Raw genomic sequence first — 21,936 nt, 5'->3', positions numbered from 1 at the left:
GCGGACGTTCCCTTGGAATCTTTTTCCATGGCCGGGTCTTTCAGGCGGAACGTTAAGCGATGAACCCCTGTGCCGCGCTGGCAATATGCTCGGCCCATAGCATCTGCCCCTCGGCATCCTGGATCAGGTCTTGCCGCACCTCGATTTCCGCATAGCGCAATCCGTTGGGAAAAGCATGAAAGGGCACCGTATAGTCGGTGGCATCCATCGCATAGGGTTCATTGTCACCGACGACGACACCGGCAACCGACCGCAACTGGTCGAGCATCGACAGCGCGAAATCCGTCCGCCCTTGCCAATGCAATATGCCGATGTCCCAGGGACGGACATCACCGTTCAGCACCGGGGTAAAACTATGCAACGACAACAGGACCGTCTCGCGTCCTGCGGCCGTCCGGGCCGTGATCAGGTCCGCCATCGCCTGATGATAGGGTCGGTGGATCGCTCTCACCCGCTCTGTCTTCTCCGCCATATCCAAATCGGCATTGCCGCCAATCACGGTGCCATCGGATAAAGCGGGTATCGCCTCGGCATGCGCCGGGTCACGATTGCAATCGATAACCAGACGCGAATAGCTCTGATGCAGAAAAGGGGCATCCAGCCGCCGCGCCAGCGCATGGCCAAGCCCATAGACTCCGATATCGACGGCGATGTGGCGCACCAGATCGATCGCGTTCAACCCCATATCCCCCAGCGTCCCCGGAATAGCCGCCCCCGCATGATCGCCGATCAGCAGGAACGGGGAGCCGCCTTCTGCGTTGAACAGCCCGAACGGCAACGGATCGCCCGGACCCAAGAGATTTTCTGCCGTGCGCCCGGCCATCAGGACATGACCTTATGCCGTTGCTCACCATTCGACACAGCACCATCTATCACTATCAGCAGCCGGTATCCCTGGGTGAACATCGCATCATGATGCGCCCTCGCGAGGCATTTGACCAGCGCTTGCTGTCCGCACGCCTCGACATCGATCCTGCGCCCAGCGAATTGCGCTGGCTGCATGACGTCTTCGGCAATTCCGTCGCCATCGCCACATTCAAGGCGCGGGCTGCGCAATTGGTCGTCAATAGCGAAGCCACATTGGATCATGCCCCGCTCGCGCAGAAGCAGGTGGACGTTGAACCCTATGCCCGCCTCTTTCCCTTCACTTATTCGTCGGAAGACATGCCCGACCTGCTTCGGTCGATCGAACGGGAATATCATGATCCCGAACGCATCGTCGATAATTGGGCGCGCAGCTTTGTCAGCAATCATGGCAATACCAGCACGATCGCGCTGTTGACGGAAATCGCCACGGGCATCCAGCGCGAATTCACCTATGTCCCCCGCCATGAAAAGGGCACCCAGTCGCCCATAGAAACGCTCAAGCTGCGCCAGGGCACCTGCCGCGACTTTGCCGTGTTGATGATCGAGGCGGTGCGCGCTCTGGGTTTCGCCGCGCGGTTCGTTTCTGGTTATGTGTATAATCCTTCGCGATCCGAAGATGTGGTGGGCGGCGGCAACACCCATGCCTGGGTTCGCATCTTCCTGCCTGGTTCCGGCTGGGTCGAATTTGATCCCACCAACGGCATTATCGGCAATCGCGGCCTCATCCGCGTCGCCGTCGCGCGCGATCCCTATCAGGCGTTGCCCCTGTCGGGCATATGGTTCGGCCCGCCCGGCAGCTTCCTGAACATGGATGTGTCGGTCGATGTGCTGCGTGCCGACCCCAGCCTGTTTCCCTCGACCAACCATGGTGCCATCAACAGCCGACATATCGGCGCTTAAGGAAAGTACCCGTCCATGCTGATCCGCTGCGGATATGATATTGCCTTCAATACCGATGCGAAGACCGCGATGGTCGCGCTGTTGAGCGTGCATCCCTCGCGGCATCAGGATCTGCGCACGCCTCAGCGGTTGATGGCCAGCCCCGATATTCCGCTTTATCAGTTCGAGGACGGGTTCGGCAATGTCGCCACCCGCTTCGCGATCCCGCCCGGCGGCGTGACCCTGTCCTGCGATTTCGTGATCGAAGACAGTGGCGAGCCCGATGTGCGCGCCCCCGATGGCCCGCAAATCCCGGTCGAGGATTTGCCCGACGCGGTGATGCCCTTCCTGCTTGGCAGCCGCTATTGCGAAACCGATCGGCTGATGGATGTCGCCTGGGGCAATTTCGCCCATTATGCCTCGGCCCGCGACCGGGTCGATGCGATCGTCGATTTTGTCCACAATCATATCGAGTTCGGCTATCATTATGCCCGGTCGGACAAGACCGCCTGGAACGGCTATCAGGAACGGCGCGGCGTATGTCGCGACTTTGCCCATCTCGCTGTCACCTTGTGCCGCTGCATGAATATCCCGGCGCGCTACTGCACCGGCTATTTGGGTGATATCGGCATCCCGCCGGTCGATGCGCCGATGGATTTCAGCGCCTGGTTCGACGTCTATATCGACGGCAACTGGTACACCTATGATGCCCGTCACAACCGCCCCCGCATCGGCCGCATCCTCATGGCGCGGGGACGCGATGCGACCGACGTCGCCCTGACTACCGCTTTCGGCCCCGCCAATCTGGTCCGGTTCGACGTCCATACCGATGAAGTGCAATCGATAGAGTAAGGGGCCGAGCCACCCCGCCCGCGTCAGGAAAGGCCAAGCACCGATCTTGCAAAATGCACGACGAGCCGCCATTTGCCGCGCCGTTGACGTATTCAAAGGGTAAGCCTGCCATGACGACTGAAACCGCTACCGCGCCCGAAACCCATGCTTTCGAGGCGGATGTTTCGAAGCTGCTGCGCATGATGGTGCATTCGGTCTATTCCGACCGTGACGTCTTCCTGCGCGAACTCATCTCCAACGCCGCCGATGCGTGCGAGAAGCTGCGCTATGAAGGTATCGCCACGCCATCTCTGCTGGGCGATGACCCGCAACCGCGCATCCGCGTTCTGCTGGACGCAGACCAGAACCGCCTGACGATCGAAGATAATGGCATCGGCATGACCGCGGCTGAAATGGGCGAGACGCTGGGCACGATCGCCCGGTCGGGCACCAAGGCGTTCATGGAGCGCCTCGCCGCCGAAGCGGGCAAGGAAGGCTCGCAACTGATCGGCCAATTCGGCGTCGGCTTCTACTCCGCTTTCATGGTGGCCAGCCAGGTCGAGGTGTTTTCGCGCCGGGCCGGATCGGACGAGGCTGCCAGCTGGACCTCGGACGGGCAGGGCACTTACACCATCGCCCCCGTAGACCCGGCCGATGCGCCCACGCGTGGCACCCGCGTCGTCCTGCACCTGATGGAAGACGCCAAATCCTATGCCGAACGCTATACGGTCGAGCGCATCATCAAGGCACAGTCGGGCCATGTCCCGGTCCCGATCATGCTGTTCGAAAAGCCCGATGCGGAAGGCGTCGACATCGCCGATGGCGCCGCATTGTGGCTTAAGCCCAAGTCCGAGATCAGCGAAGAGGATTATGCCGACTTCTATCGCAGCGTCGCCGGCCAATATGACAAGCCCGCACACACGGTCCATTACCGGGCCGAAGGCCGCTATGAATATTCGGTCCTGACCTTCATCCCCGAAACCAAGCCGTTCGACCTGTTTGACCCGGATCGCAAAGGGCATATCAAACTCTATGTTCGTCGCGTCTTCATCACCGACGAAGCGCCGATCCTGCCCCGTTATCTACGGTTCGTACGCGGCCTGGTGGACTCATCGGACCTCCCGCTCAACATGTCGCGTGAGATGATTCAGGACAGCCCGGTGCTGGGTGCCATCCAGAAAGGCGTGACCGGCCGTCTGCTCGGCGACTTGCAGAAGCTGGCAGACAATGATGCGGAGGCCTATCAGCGCATCTGGGAAAATTTCGGCCCCGTCCTCAAGGAAGGACTGTATGAGGATTTCGAACGGCGCGAGGCGCTGCTTGGCCTCGCCCGGTTCAAAAGCACCACATCGGGTGAAGGCTGGCGCTCGCTCAAGGACTATGTCGCGCAGCTTAAAGAAAACCAGACCGCCATCTATTATGCGACCGGCAGCGACCTTGACCGGCTGTCCACCTCGCCACAGCTTGAAGGCTTCCGCGCGCGCGGCATCGAGGTGCTATTGCTGCCCGATCAGGTCGATAATTTCTGGACCACCATGGGCGTCGATTATGAAGGCAAGCCGTTCAAGTCGGTGACGCAGGGCGGCGCGGACCTGGGCCTCATTCCGCTGGTCGAAGGCGCGGACAAGCCCACCGAGCCGGAAAATGCAGCCGTCGCCGACTTCCTCGCCTTCGCCAAGACGACCCTCGCTGATGCCGTATCCGATGTGCGCGCGTCGGACCGGCTGACGACCAGCGCTGTATGCCTGGTCGCGCCCGAAAGCGGCATGGACCGGCAATTGGAAAAGCTGCTCGCCAGCGCAGGCCAGCTCCCGACGGCGGCGTTGCCTGTGCTGGAGATTAATCCGCGTCATGCCCTGATCCAGAAATTGGCGTCGAGCGACGATGCGGATGGTCTCAAGTCCGACCTCGCCCATTTGCTGCTCGACCAGGCCCGCATCGCCGATGGCGAACAACCCACCGACGCGCGCGCCTTCTCTGACCGGCTCGACCGACTGATGAGCCGCGCGGTCGGCTGACAAATGGCGATGGCCCGTCATCCATGCGATGACGGGCCATCCTCCCTGGGCTAGGGTGGCAATCATGGTCAGCACATCGCCCTACCGCCGCATCGGCATCATCGGCACAGGCCGGGTCGCGTCCGCCATCGGCCTCGCGCTGGCCGACCATTCCCAAGACCCGCTTCTAATCTGGGGTCGGAGCCCTAAGAAATGCGCCGAGGCTGTCGCCGTCATCGGACGGGCGCAGGCGACCGAAGATATGGCCCAGATCGCGCGCGACTGCGATCTCATCATGCTCGCCGTCGCGGACGATGCCCTCGCACACATCGTCGTCGCTCTGGCACAGGCTGAACCCACCGACCAGCCACGATTCATTTTCCACGTCAGCGGGCGCAGCGGCGCGACCATATTGGACCCACTGCGCAGCGCCACGTCGATGACGGCGGCTATCCATCCCGCCATGACCTTCACCGGCAACCCGACGCGTGAAGTCAAACATATGGTCGGCGCCCGCTTCGCCGTCACTGGATCGACTGAACAAGCCAACGCGGCAGCCCAAAAGCTCGTAACCTTGCTGGGCGGCATCATGGTGCCCGTCGAAGAGGCGCAGCGGGCGCTCTATCACGCCGCTTTATGCCACGGTGCCAACCATTTGGTCACGCTGATCGCCGGAGCCTGCCAGGCACTCGCCGCCGCCGGTGTCGCCGAACCCTCGGCACTCCTCGCCCCCCTGGTACGCGCCGCGCTGGACGCCAGTCTCGATCACGGCATGGCAGGCCTCTCCGGCCCGCTGCTGCGCGGCGACGACGAAACGATCGCCAAACATCTCGCAGCGCTGGGCGAACAATGCCCGACACTCCTGCCGCCCTATAAGGCGATGGCGCTGGCAACCCTGGACGAACTGGACAGGCACAATGGCGCGCCGCGATCCACTGCCGCTTGCCGAACGCTTCTTGAAAAAGACTGAGCGCAAAACCGCCCTGATTGCAGCGCACCGCCATTCCGCAGGGACTTCTACGTCATTCGACCCATAGCCTGCGAAGGCCTTCCACCTATCCTTTCGCATGTTTGATAGGATGCTGCATGATCCGCTGGCTGCTTTTTTCTTCTGCCGCCCTTCTCGCGATGGCAGCGATGTCGCGCGGACAGGCCGCGCCTGCGCAGGCACCTGGTTGGGATAATGCAGCGGCCGCCCGCTATCTTGAAAGTCGCCTGACCTGGTGGCGGCAATGGCCCAAATTCGAACGGGATCATGGCACGCGCTGCGTATCATGTCATACCTCGCTGCCGCATGTTCTGGCGATGCCCGCTTTGCGCGCACAATCTGGCGAACATCGACAAAGCATCGATGAAATGGCCATGTTCGATGACGTGGTAAAACGCGTTTATCTGTGGGACGCGGTCCAGCCTTTCTACCCTGATCAGACGCGCGGCGTGCCCAAATCTGCCGAATCCCGCGGCGTCGAAGCGGTCCTGAACGCCCTGATCCTCGCCACCCGCGATCAGGCAAGCGGGCATTTTGGCGCGGATACGCGACAGGCCTTCGCCAACATGTGGGGCGTCCAGATGAAGACGGGGGATCAAAAGGGCGGCTTCACCTGGCTCAATTTCCGCCTCGAACCCTTTGAATCGACCAGCGCGTCATATTGGGGTGCAACCCTGGCGGCGCTCGCTGTTGCCCGTGCGCCCGACGGCTATGCCGCAAACCCGGCCATTGCGCCACAAATCGAAGCGCTCCGCGCCTATCTGCGCAGCGGCATCCGCGGCGGATCGCTCTATTCCCGATCCCTCATCCTATGGGCGGACAGCCAGCTTGACGATGTGTTGGTTCCAGAGCAACGTACCGAAATCCTCGCGGAACTGATGGCAAGCCAGCGACCGGATGGCGGCTGGAACCTGCCGAGCCTGTCGACATGGCAGCGCATCGATGGAACGAGTTTGCCACAGGAAAGCGACGGCTACGCCACCGCATCGGTCGCCGTCATTCTACGAGAAACAGGCGATCCGTCGACTGCAACCGCCCTAAAACGCGCGCAAAAATGGTTGGCCACCCATCAGGACAAAAGCGGCGCGGTTCCGGCAAAGTCGATCAACAAGGATCGGCAACCCGGCACCGACGCCTATCTATTCATGACCGACGCGGCCACGGGTCTGGCAGGATTGGCCATGCAACCAAAGCAGCCATAGACACAGCTGGACCGCGATCTCTGAGCGGTTATAATCGGTGCCAACCGTCTATGACTTTTTCCTGGGTTGCCGCTGGACCGCGATCTCTGAGCGGTTATAATAGATCCGTCATTATCGCATTGAAAACCAAAGCGATAATGACGGATCGCCCGCCTTCAAAACGACCCGAATCGCTAAAACAAAGCCAGCTGATCGGGGTTTTTCCGCTGCCGCCTGCGCCGCTGCCCTGAAAATCGCACGATATTTTCATATTGCCGGTCCGTGAAACTGAGGATGTGGACGTCGCCATTATCGGGGAGCTTCGCTTCGACTCGCCGCATGTAGGTTTCAAACTGTTCCTTGCCGTTGCAGAAACGAGCATAGACGGAAAACTGGCTTTTCTCAAAACCTTCGTCCAGCAGGAACTCGCGGAATTTGGTAGCGGCACGGGCCTGTTCCTTGGTGCCCACCGGCAGGTCGAACATCACGAAAATCCACATCAGGCGATATCCGCTCAGTTGGCTCGCGCTCACGGGAGCAGCGCGTCGAGCCCGGCCAGTTCCAGGGCAGAAGGCGGGGCCGGAAGAATGATGTCGGTCGCCAGCCCACTTTGAAACGCCCGCGCCAGGCTTTGGGCAGCCCGGTTGGCGGCACCCGCCACCGTCGTCGCGCCGTCCGCTCCAGGCAGGTCGAGCGCGATCAGCCCGGCAAAAGCGCGCTTGGCTTCGGGCGTCACCCTATCGATGCCACGCGCCGCCATCCGCACCGCCAGTCCATCGACCAGCGGCCGAAAAGGCTCGATCAGGTCGTCGGCTAGGGCAAAGGCATTGGTGCGGTTGGCATGATGCACGCCGATCGAGGGATGCAGGCCGGATGCTACCACGGCGCGCGCACACAGCGATCGCAGCACGGTATAGCCATAGTTGAGCAGGGCGTTGATATCCTCCGCATCCCGGTCGCGACGAAAACTCTCGCCCATCAGCAAAGGCCAATAGCGGCGCGCCGTCTGCGCCTCGACATTGTCCGGGTCGCCCGACCCGACCCGCCTGGCCAGCAGGTCGAACGCGGAGGCAGACACGCCATTGGCCTCCAAAATCGCCGCCTGCCAGCGGATCTTGGCGATGATGATCCGCCGCCATAGCTGCTTGGACAGCGGTTTGCCCGCCTCCCACTGCGCGCGGATGCGGCTGTTCTGGGCATGATGCCCGTCGAGCGGCAGGCAGACGGCGACCGGCGCATGATTGCTGCCGCACAACAGCATGATCGCGCCCCGCTGCGCCAGCGCGACGATCAGATTGGTGGACCAGCTTATGCCATGGGCATGGACGATGACCGCGGCGACATCGTCCAGCGGTATCCGGCCGACCTCCTCCCGATCCTGCGACACGATCAGGAAACCGCGATAGGCCGACAGATGACGGCCGTCGGTCGCGATATCGACGATTCGGTCCATGTCTGTCGCCGCGCCCGCTCAGTTCGGCTTGCGTGTCTTGCGCTGCTTCGTACGCGCGGGAAAGCCGGGGTCCAGCACCCGGCCCAACTCGTCGATCCGAACCTGGCGCGCGCGCAATGCCTTGAGCGTGTTGGGCGAGGGGTAGCTATATTTGAACGGATCACCTTTATCGGCATCGCGCGCCTTCAACGCTCCGCCTTCATTGGGTGGCGCGACCGCAAATTGCTTCTCGGAAAATTTCACGACACGCACCAGTTCCCGCTCCGCACCATTTCGCTCGATCGCCAGCACATCGTCGCGATGCAAACTCAAAACCTTGCGCGCGGTGGGGTTGGCGGCGCGGATGGCGGATTGCCAGCCCGGCTGATGCGCATCGAACATGGAAACGACTTCATTCACCCACTTGCCTCCCGGCAATTCCCACACATCATATCTGTAGTTGGAATCGCCCTTATAGCCCTTGTAGATGTGTCCATTTCGGTCACGAATGGGAATGACGCTCAGCGGTTCGGTCACGCGCACGCGACGGACGCCACCATAGGGATGCCATTCGCGACTGCCAAACTCACCAATCGCCTTCTCGAACGCCTTGCCCTCCAGCCCGTCGAGATGCTGGTAGAGCGCAGCCTTCAACTCAGGGTCGCGCACACGGTCGATGTCGGCCAGCTTCTTGAAGCTCGACAACGGCACCCGGCGCACCACGATGCTGTTGCCCTTGGCGTCGCTTTCCCCGGTAAAGCCATAGGCGGTGTCATTATGCAGCCGCCCGGCGGTCGCGTCCTTGCCCTTGGGCAGGCCCGCTTTCGACGCCGTGCCATGATCGGTACGGTGGCTGACGGTAATGGCATTGACGGCCGTGCGCAGATCATCGCGGAATCCTTCCCACGGTTCGGGAATGATGATCCGTTCGCGTCCTTCCGCGCCTTCCTGACCCGAAGCCCGCGCAATCCTGTTCAGCATTCCCCGGTCCACGATCGCCACCACCACCGCGTCGATCGCATGATGGCGATGATCCAGCCGGTTCTTGGCCTGATCCGCGCCGCCGCCGAAATTATGATCGGGCAACAGGTCGTTGAGGCCCAGCTTGCGCCGCACCATCTCGGTCAGGCGGCCGGGCGAAACCCAGATATGGCCGCTCCCTTCGCCCTTGTCGGGATAGAGCGTCGCCAGATATTCGCGCGACAGCCGGGCGAGATATTGGGTGTCGATCAGATGCCGAGCCTGAAACCCGCCGTCATCCTTGAACTTTTCCATCGCATCCGGCTCGAACCGCCAGCGCTTGTTGCGCGGCAATTGCGCGGCGCGCGCGGCAATCTCTTCCCAGCGGGCGCTATGCCCCCACGCTTCATAGGGGGACCGTTTGCGCTTCTCCCGATTGGCCTCGCGGGTGCAGACGATCTTGTTGCCATTGCTGTCGTCCAGCGTCGCGGTGAATGGCAGGATATGATCGACCTCGACCGCAGCGGAAAACAGCATGTCGATGGAAATCTGCACGCCACTATAGATGCACCGCCGGTCCAGTACATTGGCCGGATTCAGTTCCTCCCATAATTTCAGCAAGGCCCGGTTCGCACCGGTATCGGGCTTGCCGATCGCCAACAGCTTTTCCGACCGCCGTTCCGCATCCAGCCGATTGCTGTTATTCTCCTTATTGATCCGCTTCTTGTCCTCATCCGTCAGCTTCAGTTCGCGCGCCAGCTCGATCGCGATTTCGGCGGGCGGGCCATAGGCGCGGATCAGCCGGTTGACGATCCGCCGCAACTGATTGAGCCCGATATGGACGGTGGGATTGGTCAGCCGACCAACGCGCATTTCATCCGAATCGGACGGATCTCCCGTCCCCGGCATGATGTGCCGCTCCAGCGCCACGCCATAATAGGGCAATTGCGGTCGCCCCTCTTCGTCCTCGAAGACCTCGCCCGTGCGCCGGTCGCTATGATGGCCCAGGCCCGCCGCCGTGACCGCTTCGCTATATACCAGCACTCGACCATCCTTCTCGCCGTCGCGCAGCGCGTCGATCAGCTTGCGTGTCGCGGTCTCGCCGAACCGACCATAGCCCTGCGGCAACGGCGCATTGGTGACGGCTCGCGTCTGTTCCGGCGTTAACTCGTAACGCTCGGCCAGCCAGGCGCGAAAAGCCGCATCCTCCGCGTCGCTTTCGACATCGCCCAGCCGCTCGATCACTGCCCATTGCTCTTCGATCGACAAATGCACCCAGCGATTGCCGAAGCGCGTCTTGCTCCCCATCGCCGCCGCGACTTCATCGCCCTTCAACTCGGTGCGGTTTTCGCTCTCCTTGTTAAAACGCGCGTCGGGGTCTAGCTTGAGCGTCTTTCGCAGGCTTTCGAAACTGACCTTGTTGCGATCCTTGAGCTTGAGGAACAGCGTATCGCGTTCCTCGCGCGTCAGACGCTGCGCGACTTCGCCCGGCCGCACGATCATCAGCGCATTAAGTTCTTCCAGCAAGCGGCGGCGCTGGAACAAGGGATGCGCCTTGGGCAGCCGCCGGTCACCCGCGATCAGCGTACACATGCCGATCTGCGGTGCTTTCAAGGGGCGCTGGTAAAAGACGATCTCGAACAGGCGCTCATACACGTCGTCAGTCAGCACGTCGGGATGATGCGCCGCTTGCGCCTCCCAAATGGCCGCAAATTCCTCCTCCAGCAGGTCGCGGCCAGGGTAAAAATCATACCCATCGCCCTTGGCGTCTTCGCCGCTTTCAGGGCGCAGTCGTGTCCGGACCGGGGGAATGGCATTGGCGTCCGTCGCGCTGGCACGGCGTCGGTGCAACCATTCGCCATAGGTACGCGCGCCATTCTCGGCCATGGCCTCACGCGCACGATCAACGCCGATCGCGATCTTGCCTGCGTCGTCATCCGCTTTCCTATCGGCCTTCCGGTTGGATTTGAAACCGCGCCGCTGGTTGAGATGAAAGAGCGCCCGGCCCAATTCATGCAGCGACAGCGCCTCATCCAGCGCCCGTGCGCGGAGCGCATAGGGGTCGAGCGCGGCCAGCGCCTTGCGTTCACCTTCATCCTCAGGGAACAACCCGTCAGCGACGAGATATTTGAGCAACGCCCGCTGCCGCTGCTGAAAGCGATCCCGCCGCCGCCGCATCGCCCGCGCATCGCGCCGATCCACGGCCAACGACGCCCCGGACTTGGGATCGCGCCCATCACTGAAAATACGCGAACCGGCCGCGAGGATAGCTCTAGGCAATCCGCGCGCATCGAGTTCGATCGCCGCCCAACCCAGCGAATTGGCCCCCAGGTCAGCGCCCAAGCGCCAATATATATGCTTTTTGCCTGTCATGACAATCCACCCCCAGAAGAGAAAATCCAATGGGCCAAGTTACTTGGCTAAGGTCAAGGCAAATTCTGCGCCGAAATGGGTCTGTCGATCATTGTCACTATTGACGACGGTCGGCGCCTGTGCGATCTCAAAACCTCAGAGATCGCGGTCTGGCAGTTAACAAGTGTCAGTACGCACCAGATAAGGGCGACGCTCCGGCGTCGCCTTTTTTTTGTGCGTCACCCGTCAGCCTGCGATGATCCTTCCACCTGCCGATCGGCAAATCGGAACACCGCATCGTTGAACGCATCATTGGCGTCGCCCGCCACCATATGATGCGCGCCGTCGATATGCACATAGTCGGCATGCGGCACCATCTCCAGAAAGGCGCGCGCCCCCTCTTCGGTCACGATCCGGCTGCGGCCGCCCCGGATCAGCAAGGTGGGAATGGTTAGCCCCCGCGCCGCCGTCTCCAGCACGGTCGGTCCTTCCGCCTCCTGCTTGGCATCCACGCCCATCGTCATGAAAGCCGGGTCCCAATGCCAGTACCAGCGTGCGCCCCGCTGTCGCAAATTCTTCGCCAGCCCCCGGCTGCTCTGCGGCTTGTCACGATGCGGCAGATAGGCCGATACCGCCGCTGCTGCCTCCTCGATCGAGGCAAAGCCGTCCGACCCGGCGTTCATGAAGGCGATCACCTCGTTCGCCCCCTCCATGTCCACCGTTGCGGTGATGTCCACCAGCACCAGCGCGCGGATCGCGGCAGGATCGGCGGCGGCCACGATCATGCCGACGATCCCACCCAGCGACGCGCCCACCACCACCGGGGGTCGGTCCAATTGCGCCAGCACCGCGCGCAAATCATCGGCAAAGACGGTCAGATCATAGCGTCCATCGGGCGACCATCCGCTGTCGCCATGGCCGCGCAAATCCATGGATAGCGCGCGAAACCCATGGCGCGCCGCCTCGACCAGCGCCTTGCCCCAGCTTTGCCGCGTCTGCCCGCTGCCATGCAGGAACAGGATGGGCTGGCCATCCACCGGCCCGGTGACGTCGGCGGCCAGGTCTACGTCCGCCCCCCGCAATGTCTGTCTTTCAATCGCGCTCATGCCAGCCATTGTTACGCCTTTATCGCTGCACGGAAATCCTCATTCTTCAGGAATAGCGACGTATTGTCCGCGCCCAGATGCGTCCATTTGAGGTTCAGCCCGCCATCCACCAATATCGTCTGCCCAGTGATATATCTCGACAGGTCGGACAATAAGAAGGCGATGGCCCCCGCCTGTTCCTCCGGCTGGGCACGCCGTCCCATGGCGATCGCCGCCTGGTCCCGCGCCACATCCTCATCGATGTAAGCGCCCGACCCCGGTGTGATCGTCATACCCGGCGCGATCGCATTGACGCGGATATTGTCCAGCGCCAATTCGGTCGCCAGCGTGCGGGTCGCCGCGACGATCGCCGCTTTCGCCGTGCCATAGGCGATGTGATAGGGCGCGCTGTTCATCCCGCTGATCGAGGAAACTCCCACGATCGCACCCGGATTGCCCCGTGCCCGCAATTCCCGCGCCACCACCTGGCTCATGAAGAACATCGTCTCCAGATTCTGCTCGAACAGCGCCCGCCAGTCCGCCCGCGTCACCCGCTCCGCCCGCATCCAGGTCTGCGGAGCCGCGCCCCCCGCGACATTGGCCAGGCCATGAAGCGTGCCGGGGGCCGCCACCGCCGCCTCCATCACCTTCGCCACGCCCTCGTCCGTTCCCACATCGGCGATCACCGGCACGATCGCCAGCCCCTGCGCAATCAGCGGCGCGATATGCGCGTCGAACTTGGCCTGGGTGCGCCCAGCGGCAATCACGGTCGCGCCCGCCTGCGCCAGCATCTTCGTCGTCGCGGTGCCGATGCCGCCGCCCGCCGCGCCCGTGACGATGATCGTCCGGCCGGTGAAATCCATCAATTGCTGCGCCATGTCCGACATCCTCATCCCACTTTTTACGCGCTCAACCTAGCCCGCGCGGCCAAGCCCTAAACAGAGGGCAAAGCGAAACATCGCTCCCGCGCTAACCGCGCAGACCGCATTGCAAATGAACAGTGTTGTTGATTAGTTGCCGGAAACAACAAGCTGTCATGGAGCGGATATGAGCTGCACTCCCACCCGGACGCCAGCGCCCGATACATTCGATATCCCGACGCTGCGCGCAAAATATCGCGAGGAGCGCGACAAGCGCCTGCGTGGTGACGGGCAGGCGCAGTATCAGCCGACCACCGACGACACGACCCACAGCTATGATGTCGATCCGCACATGGCCGTCACCCCGCGCGACCCGCTGGTCGAGGATCTCGACGTGCTGGTGCTGGGCGGAGGCTTTGCCGGGGTGTTGGCGGGCTATCATCTAACCAAGCAAGGCGTCACCGATTTCCGCAATATCGACCATGCCGGCGACTTTGGCGGCGTCTGGTACTGGAACCGCTATCCCGGCATCCAGTGCGACAATGACGCTTATTGCTATCTACCGCTGCTCGAAGAAACCGGCTTCATGCCGTCCAAGAAATTCGCCGACGGCGCGGAGATTCAAGCCTATATCAAACAGATCGCCCAGCGCTTCGGCTTCCACGATCGCGCCCAGTTCCACACCCTCGTCACCGCGCTCAGATGGGACGATACACTCCAGCGCTGGCATGTCGAAACCAGCCGCGGCGATCATTTCCGCGCCCGCTTCGTTATCATGGGCTGCGGCGTCCTCAACATGCCCAAGCTGCCGGGGATCGAGGGGATAGACCGCTATCAGGGCAAGATCTTCCACACCGCCCGCTGGGACTATGGCTACACCGGCGGCAGCTACGAAAATCCCGTGCTGGACAAGCTTGCCGACAAGCGTGTCGCGATCCTGGGCACCGGGGCCACCGCGATCCAGGCCGTCCCGCATCTCGCCCGCTACGCCAAGCAGCTCTACGTCATTCAGCGCACGCCATCGACCGTGGACGAACGGCCCAATCCGCCGACCGATCCCGACTGGGCGGAATCGCTGCAACCGGGCTGGCAGGCCGAGCGCCAGGCCAATTTCCACCGCGCCGCGATGGAATTTTTCCTGCCCGGTGAGCAGGATCTGATCTGCGACATCTGGACCGAAATCGCGCGCAACCTCCACGCCGAACTGGAAGCCGAAGGCTGGCCGGAACTGTCGCCCGAAGAATTCATGGCCCGCCGCGAAGTGGTGGATTATCGCGTCATGGAGCGGCTGCGCGCCCGCGTCGATGAAATGGTCAAGGACGAAGCGACGGCCGCCTCGCTCAAGCCCTGGTATCGCTTCCTGTGCAAGCGCCCGCTCTCCAGCAACGACTTCTACGCCGCCTTCAACCAGCCCAACGTCAAACTGGTCGACGTGTCCGACGCCAAGGGGTTGGAGCGGATGACGGAGACCGGCTTCGTCTCGAACGGCGTCGACTATGCCGTTGACTGCATGATCTTCGCCAGCGGCTTTGAAGTCACCAGCGACCTCAAGCGCCGCTGGGGCATCGATGTGGTGGAGGGGCGCAATGGCCTGTCCATCTACGATCATTGGGCGAACGGGCCAAAGACGCTGCACGGCACCATGACCCATGGTTTCCCCAACCAGTTCTTCATCGGCTATATTCAGGGCGGCCTCAACGCCAGCGTCACCGAACAATTCGGGCGGCAGGCGGAACATATCGCCCATATCATCCAGGCGACAATGGCAAAGGGCGCGGCCTCGGTCGAAACTACGGCGGACGCACAGGACGCCTATGTCCAGCATTTCCACGACGTGGAATATGACACCTCCGCCTTCCAGATCGAATGTACGCCAAGCTATTTCACCAACGAAGGCCAGGTAAAAGCACCCTGGGCGCTGTTCCGCAGCTACGGCCCCGGCTGGGGCGCATTCCAGACATTGTTGCAGGACTGGCGCGCGCGCGGTGACCTAGCGGGCATGGAATTGCGGTCATGATCGCCGGGGGGATGATGTCGCCGCGCTGCCCGCTTTCGCTTGGGCTGGCCCGGCTGTTCGCGATAATCGAACGTCAGGGAACAGGCTGCGGGAGCATGGCATGAACAGCCCGACCACCATCACCGTCGATGATCTGACCAAGCCGCTGACCTATCCGGTCGAGGCCTTCCTGTCGCGCGACTATGCGCTGGCCGAAAAGGAAAAGCTTTGGCCCAAAGTGTGGCAGGTCGCCGCGCGGGTCGAGGAATTGCCGGACGTCGGCGACTGGCTGACCTACGATATTTGCGACGACAGCATCATCGTCATCCGCGTCGCGCCCGATCGGCTCAAGGCCTATCACAATGTCTGTCCGCATCGCGGGCGGCAGTTAGTGGATGTGCCCGAAGGCGCGCACTCGGCCAACGGCAACAAGCGTCGCAATTTCATCTGCGGCTTCCACGGCTGGACCTTCGATATTGACGGCAATAACAGCTATATCCTCGATCCGCAGGACTGGCAGGGCGCCCTGACGCCCGACTGTACGCATCTTTCCGAAGTGAAGGTCGATCTGTGGGGCGGCTGGATCTGGATTCACATGGATCTGGATGCTGAACCCGTGACCGAGTTCCTGGGCGATGCCGGGCGCATCCTGTCCTATTTCGAGATGGACAAGATGCGCTACAAATGGCGCAAATGGGTGGTTTATCCATCCAATTGGAAGACTGCGCTCGAAGCCTTCATGGAACCCTATCATGTCGCGGGCACGCATAGCCAGCTGCTCGCCTATGGCGACTATTATGCCTATAGCGCGGCCTATGGCCTGCACGGCGTCAGCGGGTTCGACCAGCGCGATCCTGCCTTCGCCATGAGCCAGAGCAGCAGCGTCACCCGCGCAGGCAAGGGCGACGACCCGCGCCGCTCGACCTACGAGCTGATCCGGGAAAATTACGAGACGCTCAACTATGCCGCGTCCACGCAAACGCTGGTCGATGCGGCTAGTCGTCTGGTCGATGAATTGCCCGAAGGCACGGCGGCCGCCGACGTCATCGCCCATTGGCTGAAATCGGCGCGGGCGGATGACGCTGCACGCGGCGTCTTCTGGCCCGACATTCCGCCAGAGGTCATGGCCGAGGCCGGCCTCGCCTGGCACGTCTTTCCCAACATGTCGGTGTTGCAGGGGATCACCTTCGCGCTCTGCTATCGCGCGCGGCCCTTCGGCGACGATCCGAACATGTGCATCTTCGAATCCTACGCGATCGAACGGTTCCCCGAAGGCCAGGAACCGGCGACTGAATGGGAACATGCCGAACCGACGGCGGAAGGGTGGGGCGCCGTCCTCGCGCAGGACTTCTCGAACATGAAATGGGTGCAGAAAGGGATGAAGTCGCGCGGTTTCCGCGGGCCGCTGCCCAATCCGCACCAGGAACGCAAGATCACCAATTTCCACCGCAACCTCGCCGCGTACATGGGTACGGGCGCACCGAGGCTATTGAAATGAGCTACGACGATCCCAAACCTGCCACCGCTGCAACCGCATCGGACACGCCAGGCACGCCAGTCTATAAGCGCGTCCTCGATCTGTTCGAGGCCGAAGGCATCAACACCCTGTTCGGCATTCCCGACCCGAACTTCGTCCATATGTTCTTGGAGGCCGAACGGCGCGGCTGGACCGTGGTTGCGCCCCATCATGAAGCCGCCGCAGGCTTCATGGCCGAAGCCGCCTCGCGCATCACCGGCAAGCCCGCCGTCGCCATCGGCACGCTGGGGCCGGGCATCGCCAATATGGCGCCCGCCATCCAATGCGCGCTGGTCGAACATTCGCCCGTCATCTTCCTGTCGGGTCAGCGCGCCCGCGTCACCGAACAGCGCGTTCGCCGTGGCCGCATCCAGTTCGTCAAGCAAATGCCGCTGTTCGAAAATTCGGTGAAATATGCGGCATCCATCGAATATGCCGACCAGACCGACGAAGTGATCCGCGAAGGCATCCGCAAGGCGATGGGCGGCACCCCTGGCCCGGTCTATATCGAATATCCCAGCCACATCATTCTGGAAGAGCTGGACCTGCCAGCACCACTGGTGCCGGAGCGCTATCGCCTGGTCAATCAAGGCGCGGACATCGACCGGGTCCACGAAGCCGCCAAATTGATCCGCGAAGCCAAGAACCCGATCCTTCTCGTCGGCCATGGCGTCCACACGTCACGCACCGGCGCAGCGGTCAAGCAACTGGCCGATCTGATGAACTGCCCCGTCATCCAGACATCGGGCGGCACCAGCTATATCAAGGGTCTCGAAGACCGCACCTTCCAATATGTCTTCTCCAAGGCGTCGATCGAGGCCGTCACCGAGTCCGACCTCGTGCTGGCGCTCGGCACTGAACTCGGCGAACCGGTTCATTTCGGCAAATGGCGCTACTGGCAGAAGAATGAAGCGATCCGCAAATGGATCTATGTCGAACAGGATGCCTCGGCCATCGGCGTCAACCGCCCGATCGACGTGCCCTTGGTCGGCGATCTGCGCGGCGTCGTGCCGCAGCTTGTCGCCGCGCTCAAGGACACGCCGCGCGCACCGGCGCCGATGCTGGAAGCCTTCATGCGCGACGGTCAGGCGGAACTGGACGAACTGGCGGCGGAATCGCTGACCAAGAGCGACGGCACTGGCGACGTGGCCATCCATCCCGCGCGCCTCGCGGTCGAAGCGACACAGGCCTTCCCCAAGGACGGCATCATGATCCGCGATGGCGGCGCGGGCGTCATCTTCCAATGGACCTATTCGCAGTGCAAACCGCATGACGTGATCTGGAACCAGAATTTCGGGCATATCGGCACGGGCATCCCCTACGCCACCGGCGCAATGCTGGCGGACCAGGCGGCAACCGGCATTTCGCGCCCGGCCATGCTGCTGACCTCGGACAGCAGCTTCCTCTTCCATATCGGCGAACTGGAAGTCGCGGCGCGCTGCAAGCTGCCGCTGGTCTGCGTCGTCGGCGTCGACAATGCCTGGGGTCTGGAAGTGGGCGTCTACAAGCGCACCTTCGGTCAGGGCACCGAAGAAACCGGCACCCATTGGAGCAAGGACGTCCGTTTCGACAAGATCGGCGAAGGCTTTGGCTGCCACGGCGAATATGTGACCCGCGCCGAGGACATCAAACCCGCGATCGAACGCGCCTATGCCAGCGGCAAGGTCGGCGTTGTTCATGTCGTCATCGACCCCAAGGCCAATTCGGAAGAAATGCCCAAATATGCCGAATTCCGCACCTGGTACGCGGAAGGCACGCAGTAAGCCGGAGAAATTCCTCCCCTGTGAGGGGAGGTGGCTGGCCGCAGGCCAGACGGAGGGGTGTCACGCCATCGATAGGGCGACACCCCTCCACCACTCCTTCGGAGTGGTCCCCCTCCCCCAATGGGGGAGGATTTAACGAAGGAGAGGACAACAATCATGCGCCACCATCTGCACTTCTACATTGACGGCCAGTGGGTAGACCCGGTCGCGCCCAAGACGGCCGAAGTCATCAACCCCGCAACCGAAGCTGTCGCAGGCCATATCGCGCTTGGCTCCGCTGCGGACGTGGACAAAGCCGTCGCCGCCGCGCGCCGCGCTTTCCCCGCCTGGTCGGAAACCACGCGCGAACAGCGGCTCGATCTGCTCAAGGCCATCCAGTCCGAATATCAACGCCGCATGGCCGACCTGGGTGAGGCGATCCGCGAGGAGATGGGCGCACCATCCGTCCTTGCCAACGGCTTCCATGTCGGCCTCGGCGCAGGTCATCTCCAGACCGCGATCGAATTGCTGGAGAATTTCGCGTTCGAGGAATTGCGCGGGCCCACCCTGATCCGCCGCGAACCCATCGGCGTCTGCGCCCTCATCACGCCATGGAACTGGCCGATGAACCAGACTTGCGTCAAGGTCTTCCCCGCGCTCGCCACCGGCTGCACCATGATCCTCAAACCGCCGCAGCTCGCGCCCTTCTCCGCGCAGATCCTCGCCGAAATCATCGACGCGGCGGGCGTGCCTGCGGGCGTGTTCAACATGATCCAGGGGCAGGGCAGCGTCATCGGCACCGCGCTCTCGACCCACGAAGATGTCGATATGATCAGCTTCACCGGCTCCGAACCCGTCGGCGTGCAGATCCAGAAGGACGCCGCCACCACGGTCAAGCGCGTCGGCCTGGAACTGGGCGGCAAGAGCGCCTTCATCGTGCTGGACGACGCAGCGCTGGCGGACAATGTCACCGGCGCAACCGCGGGCATGATGGGCAATAGCGGCCAGACCTGCAGCGCCGGATCGCGCCTGCTTGTCCCCGCATCCCGCCTAGACGAAGCGCTTGTAGCCGCCAAGTCGGCCGCACAAGCCGTCACCGTTGGCGACCCGGCAGGCGACGTCGCCATGGGGCCGGTCGTGTCGAAGGCGCAATATAATATCATTCAGGACTATATCGCCAAAGGCGCCGAAGAAGGCGCCACCCTTGTCGCAGGCGGCCCCGGCCGCCCCGAAGGCATCGAGAAGGGCTGGTTCGTTCGCCCCACCGTCTTCCTCGGCACCAACGACATGCTCATCGCCCGCGAAGAGATTTTCGGCCCCGTGCTGGTCATCATCCCCTATGACGACATCGACCATGCCGTCGCCATCGCCAATGACAGCCCCTTCGGCCTCGCGGGATACGTCAACGGTTTGGACACCGCCCAGGTCCACGCCGTGGCCCGTCGCCTGCGCACCGGCTGGGTCAGCATGAATGGCGGCTTCGATTTCCACGCCCCGTTCGGCGGCTACAAGCGCAGCGGCAATGGGCGCGAATGGGGCGAGTATGGCTTCCACGAATATCTCGAAGTCAAATCCATGCTCGGCTACGCCTGATATGGATAGCCGCATCGCGCCCAGCGGCATGACCGCGGCGGAAGGGTGGAGCCTCGAACGCCTCACACCCCCCAGCCGCCTCTACGGCGCGAACGGCCTTGCCACCGGCCCGGACGGCCGCCTCTATGTCGCCCAGGTCGGCGGCAGCCAGGTCAGCGCGATCGACGTCGATACAGGCACCATCTCGACCATCAGCCCGATGGGCGGCGCGATCGTCGCGCCCGACGATCTGGTGTTCGATGATGCTGGCAATCTCTACCTCACCGAAATCACCGAAGGCCGCGTGTCGATGCTCACGCCCGGCGGGGAAGCGCGCGTCATCTATGGCGACATGCCCGTCGCCAACCCGATCACCTGGCATCAGGGCCGCCTGATCGCAGGCGAGTGCCGCATGGGCGCGCGCATCATGGAACTGGACCGCGACGGCGGCGCGCCCCGCCTCATCCTCGACAATATCCCCATGGCCAACGCCTTTCAGGTCGGCCCGGACGGCAAACTCTATGTCCCCGTCATGGGCGCCAATGAAATCTGGCGCGTAGACATGGAAACCGGCGCGCATGACGTCGTCGCAGGCGACCTTGGCGTGCCGGACTCGGTCAAGTTCGACAGCAAGGGCCGCATCGTCACCACCCAGGTCGCCAGCGGCCAGGTGCTGCGCATCGACCCGATCAGCGGCACGCGCGAAATCCTCGCCGATCTTGGCCCCGGCCTCGACAATGTCAGCTTCATCGGCGATCGCATCTTCGTCTCCAGCATCCCCGGCGAAATCACCGAATTGCTCGGCGACGGCAAGGTCCGCTCGGTCGTCCCGCGCGCGCTGCAATGGCCGCTCGGCCTCGCCATGGGTGCGGATGGCGCGCTGTTCGTCGCGGACGGCACGTTCGGCTACACGCTCCGCCCCGGCGGTGCGCCGCAACTAGCGGGCATGATCTTCTACCCCGGCTGCCCCGGCTATATGCGCGGCGTTGCAGCGGGATCGCAATCGGGCGAATGGATCATCACCACCGGCACCGGCAGCGTCGCACGCTATCGGCCGGGCGAGGGGGCCAGCGACTTCCTCTCCCACGGCCATGACCGCCTCATGGGCGTCGCGCTCGCCCCGGACGGCGCAGTCGTCTTCGCCGAACAGGGCAGCGGACGCCTGCTTTCGGCCAGCAATGGGTCGGCCGAGACGCTGGCCGAAGGCCTCCACAAGCCGATGGGCGTCGCTATCGACGCCAACGGCATCCTCTACGCCTCGCAAACGGGCAAAGTGATCAAACTGATCAGCGGACGTATCGAAACGGTCCTCGACGGGCTGGAAAAACCCGAAGGCATCGCCATCATCGGCAACCGCCTGTTCGTGGTGGATACCGGCACCAAATCGCTGGTCGGCTGCGACCTGTCCGGCGGCGATCGGAACATATTGGCCACCAACCTCCCAGTCGGCGCACCGATCGGCATCACGCCGCATTATCTCGGCCCGATCGGCGACATGGCTGGACCGATGATCAATTTCTGCGGCCTGACCGCAGGACCGAACGGCACGCTCTACCTGTCGGGCGACGCCGAAGGCAGCGTCCTGGCCCTCCGCCCCGCCCAATAAACCCCGTTCGTGTCGAGCGTAGTCGAGACACAGGCGCGCTCCGTTTCTCGACTACGCTCGAAACGAACGGAT

General features: G+C 62.8%; 16 protein-coding genes. 10 read left to right on the top strand and 6 right to left on the bottom strand.

The features are described from left to right. Positions 1-52 precede the first annotated feature (52 nt). Complete coding sequence (locus tag IL54_RS21555) at positions 53-823, bottom strand: N-formylglutamate amidohydrolase (RefSeq protein ID WP_037480342.1); 771 nt, start codon at positions 821-823, stop codon at positions 53-55. 14 nt (positions 824-837) lie between these two features. Here IL54_RS21555 and IL54_RS21550 point away from each other — a divergent pair, with 14 nt between their 5' ends. The 5 genes from IL54_RS21550 (at position 838) to IL54_RS25595 (ending at position 6,764) form a co-directional block, all read left to right on the top strand. Next, positions 838-1,767: a transglutaminase family protein gene (locus IL54_RS21550; protein WP_037480340.1), complete on the top strand. Its 930-nt coding sequence runs from the start codon at positions 838-840 to the stop codon at positions 1,765-1,767. 15 nt (positions 1,768-1,782) lie between these two features. Continuing rightward, entirely contained in the window at positions 1,783-2,598 is an 816-nt protein-coding gene (locus tag IL54_RS21545; RefSeq protein ID WP_037480338.1) for a transglutaminase-like domain-containing protein, read from the top strand. A gap of 110 nt (positions 2,599-2,708) precedes the next feature. Continuing rightward, positions 2,709-4,595, top strand: a complete 1,887-nt coding sequence (gene htpG / locus IL54_RS21540; RefSeq protein ID WP_037480336.1) for a molecular chaperone HtpG — start codon at positions 2,709-2,711, stop codon at positions 4,593-4,595. A 64-nt stretch (positions 4,596-4,659) separates the two neighbouring features. Then, on the top strand, positions 4,660-5,544 hold the full coding sequence (locus IL54_RS21535; protein WP_037480335.1) for a Rossmann-like and DUF2520 domain-containing protein: 885 nt from the start codon (positions 4,660-4,662) through the stop codon (positions 5,542-5,544). A gap of 116 nt (positions 5,545-5,660) precedes the next feature. Further along, complete coding sequence (locus IL54_RS25595; RefSeq protein WP_237748986.1) at positions 5,661-6,764, top strand: hypothetical protein; 1,104 nt, start codon at positions 5,661-5,663, stop codon at positions 6,762-6,764. A 173-nt stretch (positions 6,765-6,937) separates the two neighbouring features. Here the strand turns inward: IL54_RS25595 and cas2 are convergent, their stop codons facing one another. From cas2 to IL54_RS21505, 5 genes are all read right to left on the bottom strand, one after another. After that, positions 6,938-7,243 carry a CRISPR-associated endonuclease Cas2 gene (gene cas2 / locus IL54_RS21525; RefSeq protein WP_037480334.1) on the bottom strand — a complete coding sequence of 102 codons (306 nt, stop codon included), beginning with the start codon at positions 7,241-7,243 and terminating at the stop codon, positions 6,938-6,940. Between the two features lie 29 nt (positions 7,244-7,272). Beyond that, entirely contained in the window at positions 7,273-8,196 is a 924-nt protein-coding gene (gene cas1 / locus IL54_RS21520; RefSeq protein WP_037480332.1) for a type II CRISPR-associated endonuclease Cas1, read from the bottom strand. 18 nt (positions 8,197-8,214) lie between these two features. Continuing rightward, complete coding sequence (gene cas9, locus IL54_RS21515) at positions 8,215-11,508, bottom strand: type II CRISPR RNA-guided endonuclease Cas9 (RefSeq protein WP_037480330.1); 3,294 nt, start codon at positions 11,506-11,508, stop codon at positions 8,215-8,217. 218 nt (positions 11,509-11,726) lie between these two features. After that, positions 11,727-12,593, bottom strand: a complete 867-nt coding sequence (locus IL54_RS21510) for an alpha/beta fold hydrolase (RefSeq protein WP_076605634.1) — start codon at positions 12,591-12,593, stop codon at positions 11,727-11,729. A gap of 11 nt (positions 12,594-12,604) precedes the next feature. Beyond that, positions 12,605-13,450 carry an SDR family NAD(P)-dependent oxidoreductase gene (locus IL54_RS21505; RefSeq protein WP_156106334.1) on the bottom strand — a complete coding sequence of 282 codons (846 nt, stop codon included), beginning with the start codon at positions 13,448-13,450 and terminating at the stop codon, positions 12,605-12,607. A 169-nt stretch (positions 13,451-13,619) separates the two neighbouring features. Between IL54_RS21505 and IL54_RS21500 the strand changes: the two genes are divergently transcribed. The 5 genes from IL54_RS21500 to IL54_RS21480 all read left to right on the top strand — a co-directional run bounded on the left by IL54_RS21500 (position 13,620) and on the right by IL54_RS21480 (position 21,864). Then, positions 13,620-15,449 carry a flavin-containing monooxygenase gene (locus IL54_RS21500; RefSeq protein WP_037480322.1) on the top strand — a complete coding sequence of 610 codons (1,830 nt, stop codon included), beginning with the start codon at positions 13,620-13,622 and terminating at the stop codon, positions 15,447-15,449. 100 nt (positions 15,450-15,549) lie between these two features. Continuing rightward, positions 15,550-16,926 carry an aromatic ring-hydroxylating oxygenase subunit alpha gene (locus IL54_RS21495; protein ID WP_037480321.1) on the top strand — a complete coding sequence of 459 codons (1,377 nt, stop codon included), beginning with the start codon at positions 15,550-15,552 and terminating at the stop codon, positions 16,924-16,926. Next, positions 16,923-18,707 (top strand): thiamine pyrophosphate-binding protein, encoded by a 1,785-nt coding sequence (locus tag IL54_RS21490; RefSeq protein ID WP_037480319.1) that lies wholly within the window; start codon positions 16,923-16,925, stop codon positions 18,705-18,707. Before IL54_RS21495 ends, IL54_RS21490 begins: the two co-directional genes overlap by 4 nt. A gap of 156 nt (positions 18,708-18,863) precedes the next feature. Further along, positions 18,864-20,279, top strand: coding sequence for an aldehyde dehydrogenase family protein (locus IL54_RS21485; protein WP_037480317.1), 1,416 nt, complete (start codon positions 18,864-18,866; stop codon positions 20,277-20,279). A 1-nt stretch (position 20,280) separates the two neighbouring features. Further along, positions 20,281-21,864, top strand: coding sequence for an SMP-30/gluconolactonase/LRE family protein (locus tag IL54_RS21480; RefSeq protein WP_037480315.1), 1,584 nt, complete (start codon positions 20,281-20,283; stop codon positions 21,862-21,864). Positions 21,865-21,936: the final 72 nt, after the last annotated feature.

It is taken from the genome of Sphingobium sp. ba1, assembly GCF_000743655.1.
Lineage (GTDB): Bacteria > Pseudomonadota > Alphaproteobacteria > Sphingomonadales > Sphingomonadaceae > Sphingobium.
The sequence above is the reverse complement of the archived record's forward strand: the minus strand, read 5'-3'. Positions and strand labels throughout refer to the sequence as shown.

What these genes read in the sequence shown, in the direction of transcription:
- IL54_RS21555 (WP_037480342.1), bottom strand. Translation starts at nt 823, where the DNA reads ATGGCCGGGCGCACGGCAGAAAATCTCTTGGGTCCGGGCGATCCGTTG.
- IL54_RS21550 (WP_037480340.1), top strand. Translation starts at nt 838, where the DNA reads ATGCCGTTGCTCACCATTCGACACAGCACCATCTATCACTATCAGCAG.
- IL54_RS21545 (WP_037480338.1), top strand. Translation starts at nt 1,783, where the DNA reads ATGCTGATCCGCTGCGGATATGATATTGCCTTCAATACCGATGCGAAG.
- htpG (WP_037480336.1), top strand. Translation starts at nt 2,709, where the DNA reads ATGACGACTGAAACCGCTACCGCGCCCGAAACCCATGCTTTCGAGGCG.
- IL54_RS21535 (WP_037480335.1), top strand. Translation starts at nt 4,660, where the DNA reads ATGGTCAGCACATCGCCCTACCGCCGCATCGGCATCATCGGCACAGGC.
- IL54_RS25595 (WP_237748986.1), top strand. Translation starts at nt 5,661, where the DNA reads ATGATCCGCTGGCTGCTTTTTTCTTCTGCCGCCCTTCTCGCGATGGCA.
- cas2 (WP_037480334.1), bottom strand. Translation starts at nt 7,243, where the DNA reads ATGTGGATTTTCGTGATGTTCGACCTGCCGGTGGGCACCAAGGAACAG.
- cas1 (WP_037480332.1), bottom strand. Translation starts at nt 8,196, where the DNA reads ATGGACCGAATCGTCGATATCGCGACCGACGGCCGTCATCTGTCGGCC.
- cas9 (WP_037480330.1), bottom strand. Translation starts at nt 11,508, where the DNA reads ATGACAGGCAAAAAGCATATATATTGGCGCTTGGGCGCTGACCTGGGG.
- IL54_RS21510 (WP_076605634.1), bottom strand. Translation starts at nt 12,593, where the DNA reads ATGAGCGCGATTGAAAGACAGACATTGCGGGGGGCGGACGTAGACCTG.
- IL54_RS21505 (WP_156106334.1), bottom strand. Translation starts at nt 13,450, where the DNA reads ATGGCGCAGCAATTGATGGATTTCACCGGCCGGACGATCATCGTCACG.
- IL54_RS21500 (WP_037480322.1), top strand. Translation starts at nt 13,620, where the DNA reads ATGAGCTGCACTCCCACCCGGACGCCAGCGCCCGATACATTCGATATC.
- IL54_RS21495 (WP_037480321.1), top strand. Translation starts at nt 15,550, where the DNA reads ATGAACAGCCCGACCACCATCACCGTCGATGATCTGACCAAGCCGCTG.
- IL54_RS21490 (WP_037480319.1), top strand. Translation starts at nt 16,923, where the DNA reads ATGAGCTACGACGATCCCAAACCTGCCACCGCTGCAACCGCATCGGAC.
- IL54_RS21485 (WP_037480317.1), top strand. Translation starts at nt 18,864, where the DNA reads ATGCGCCACCATCTGCACTTCTACATTGACGGCCAGTGGGTAGACCCG.
- IL54_RS21480 (WP_037480315.1), top strand. Translation starts at nt 20,281, where the DNA reads ATGGATAGCCGCATCGCGCCCAGCGGCATGACCGCGGCGGAAGGGTGG.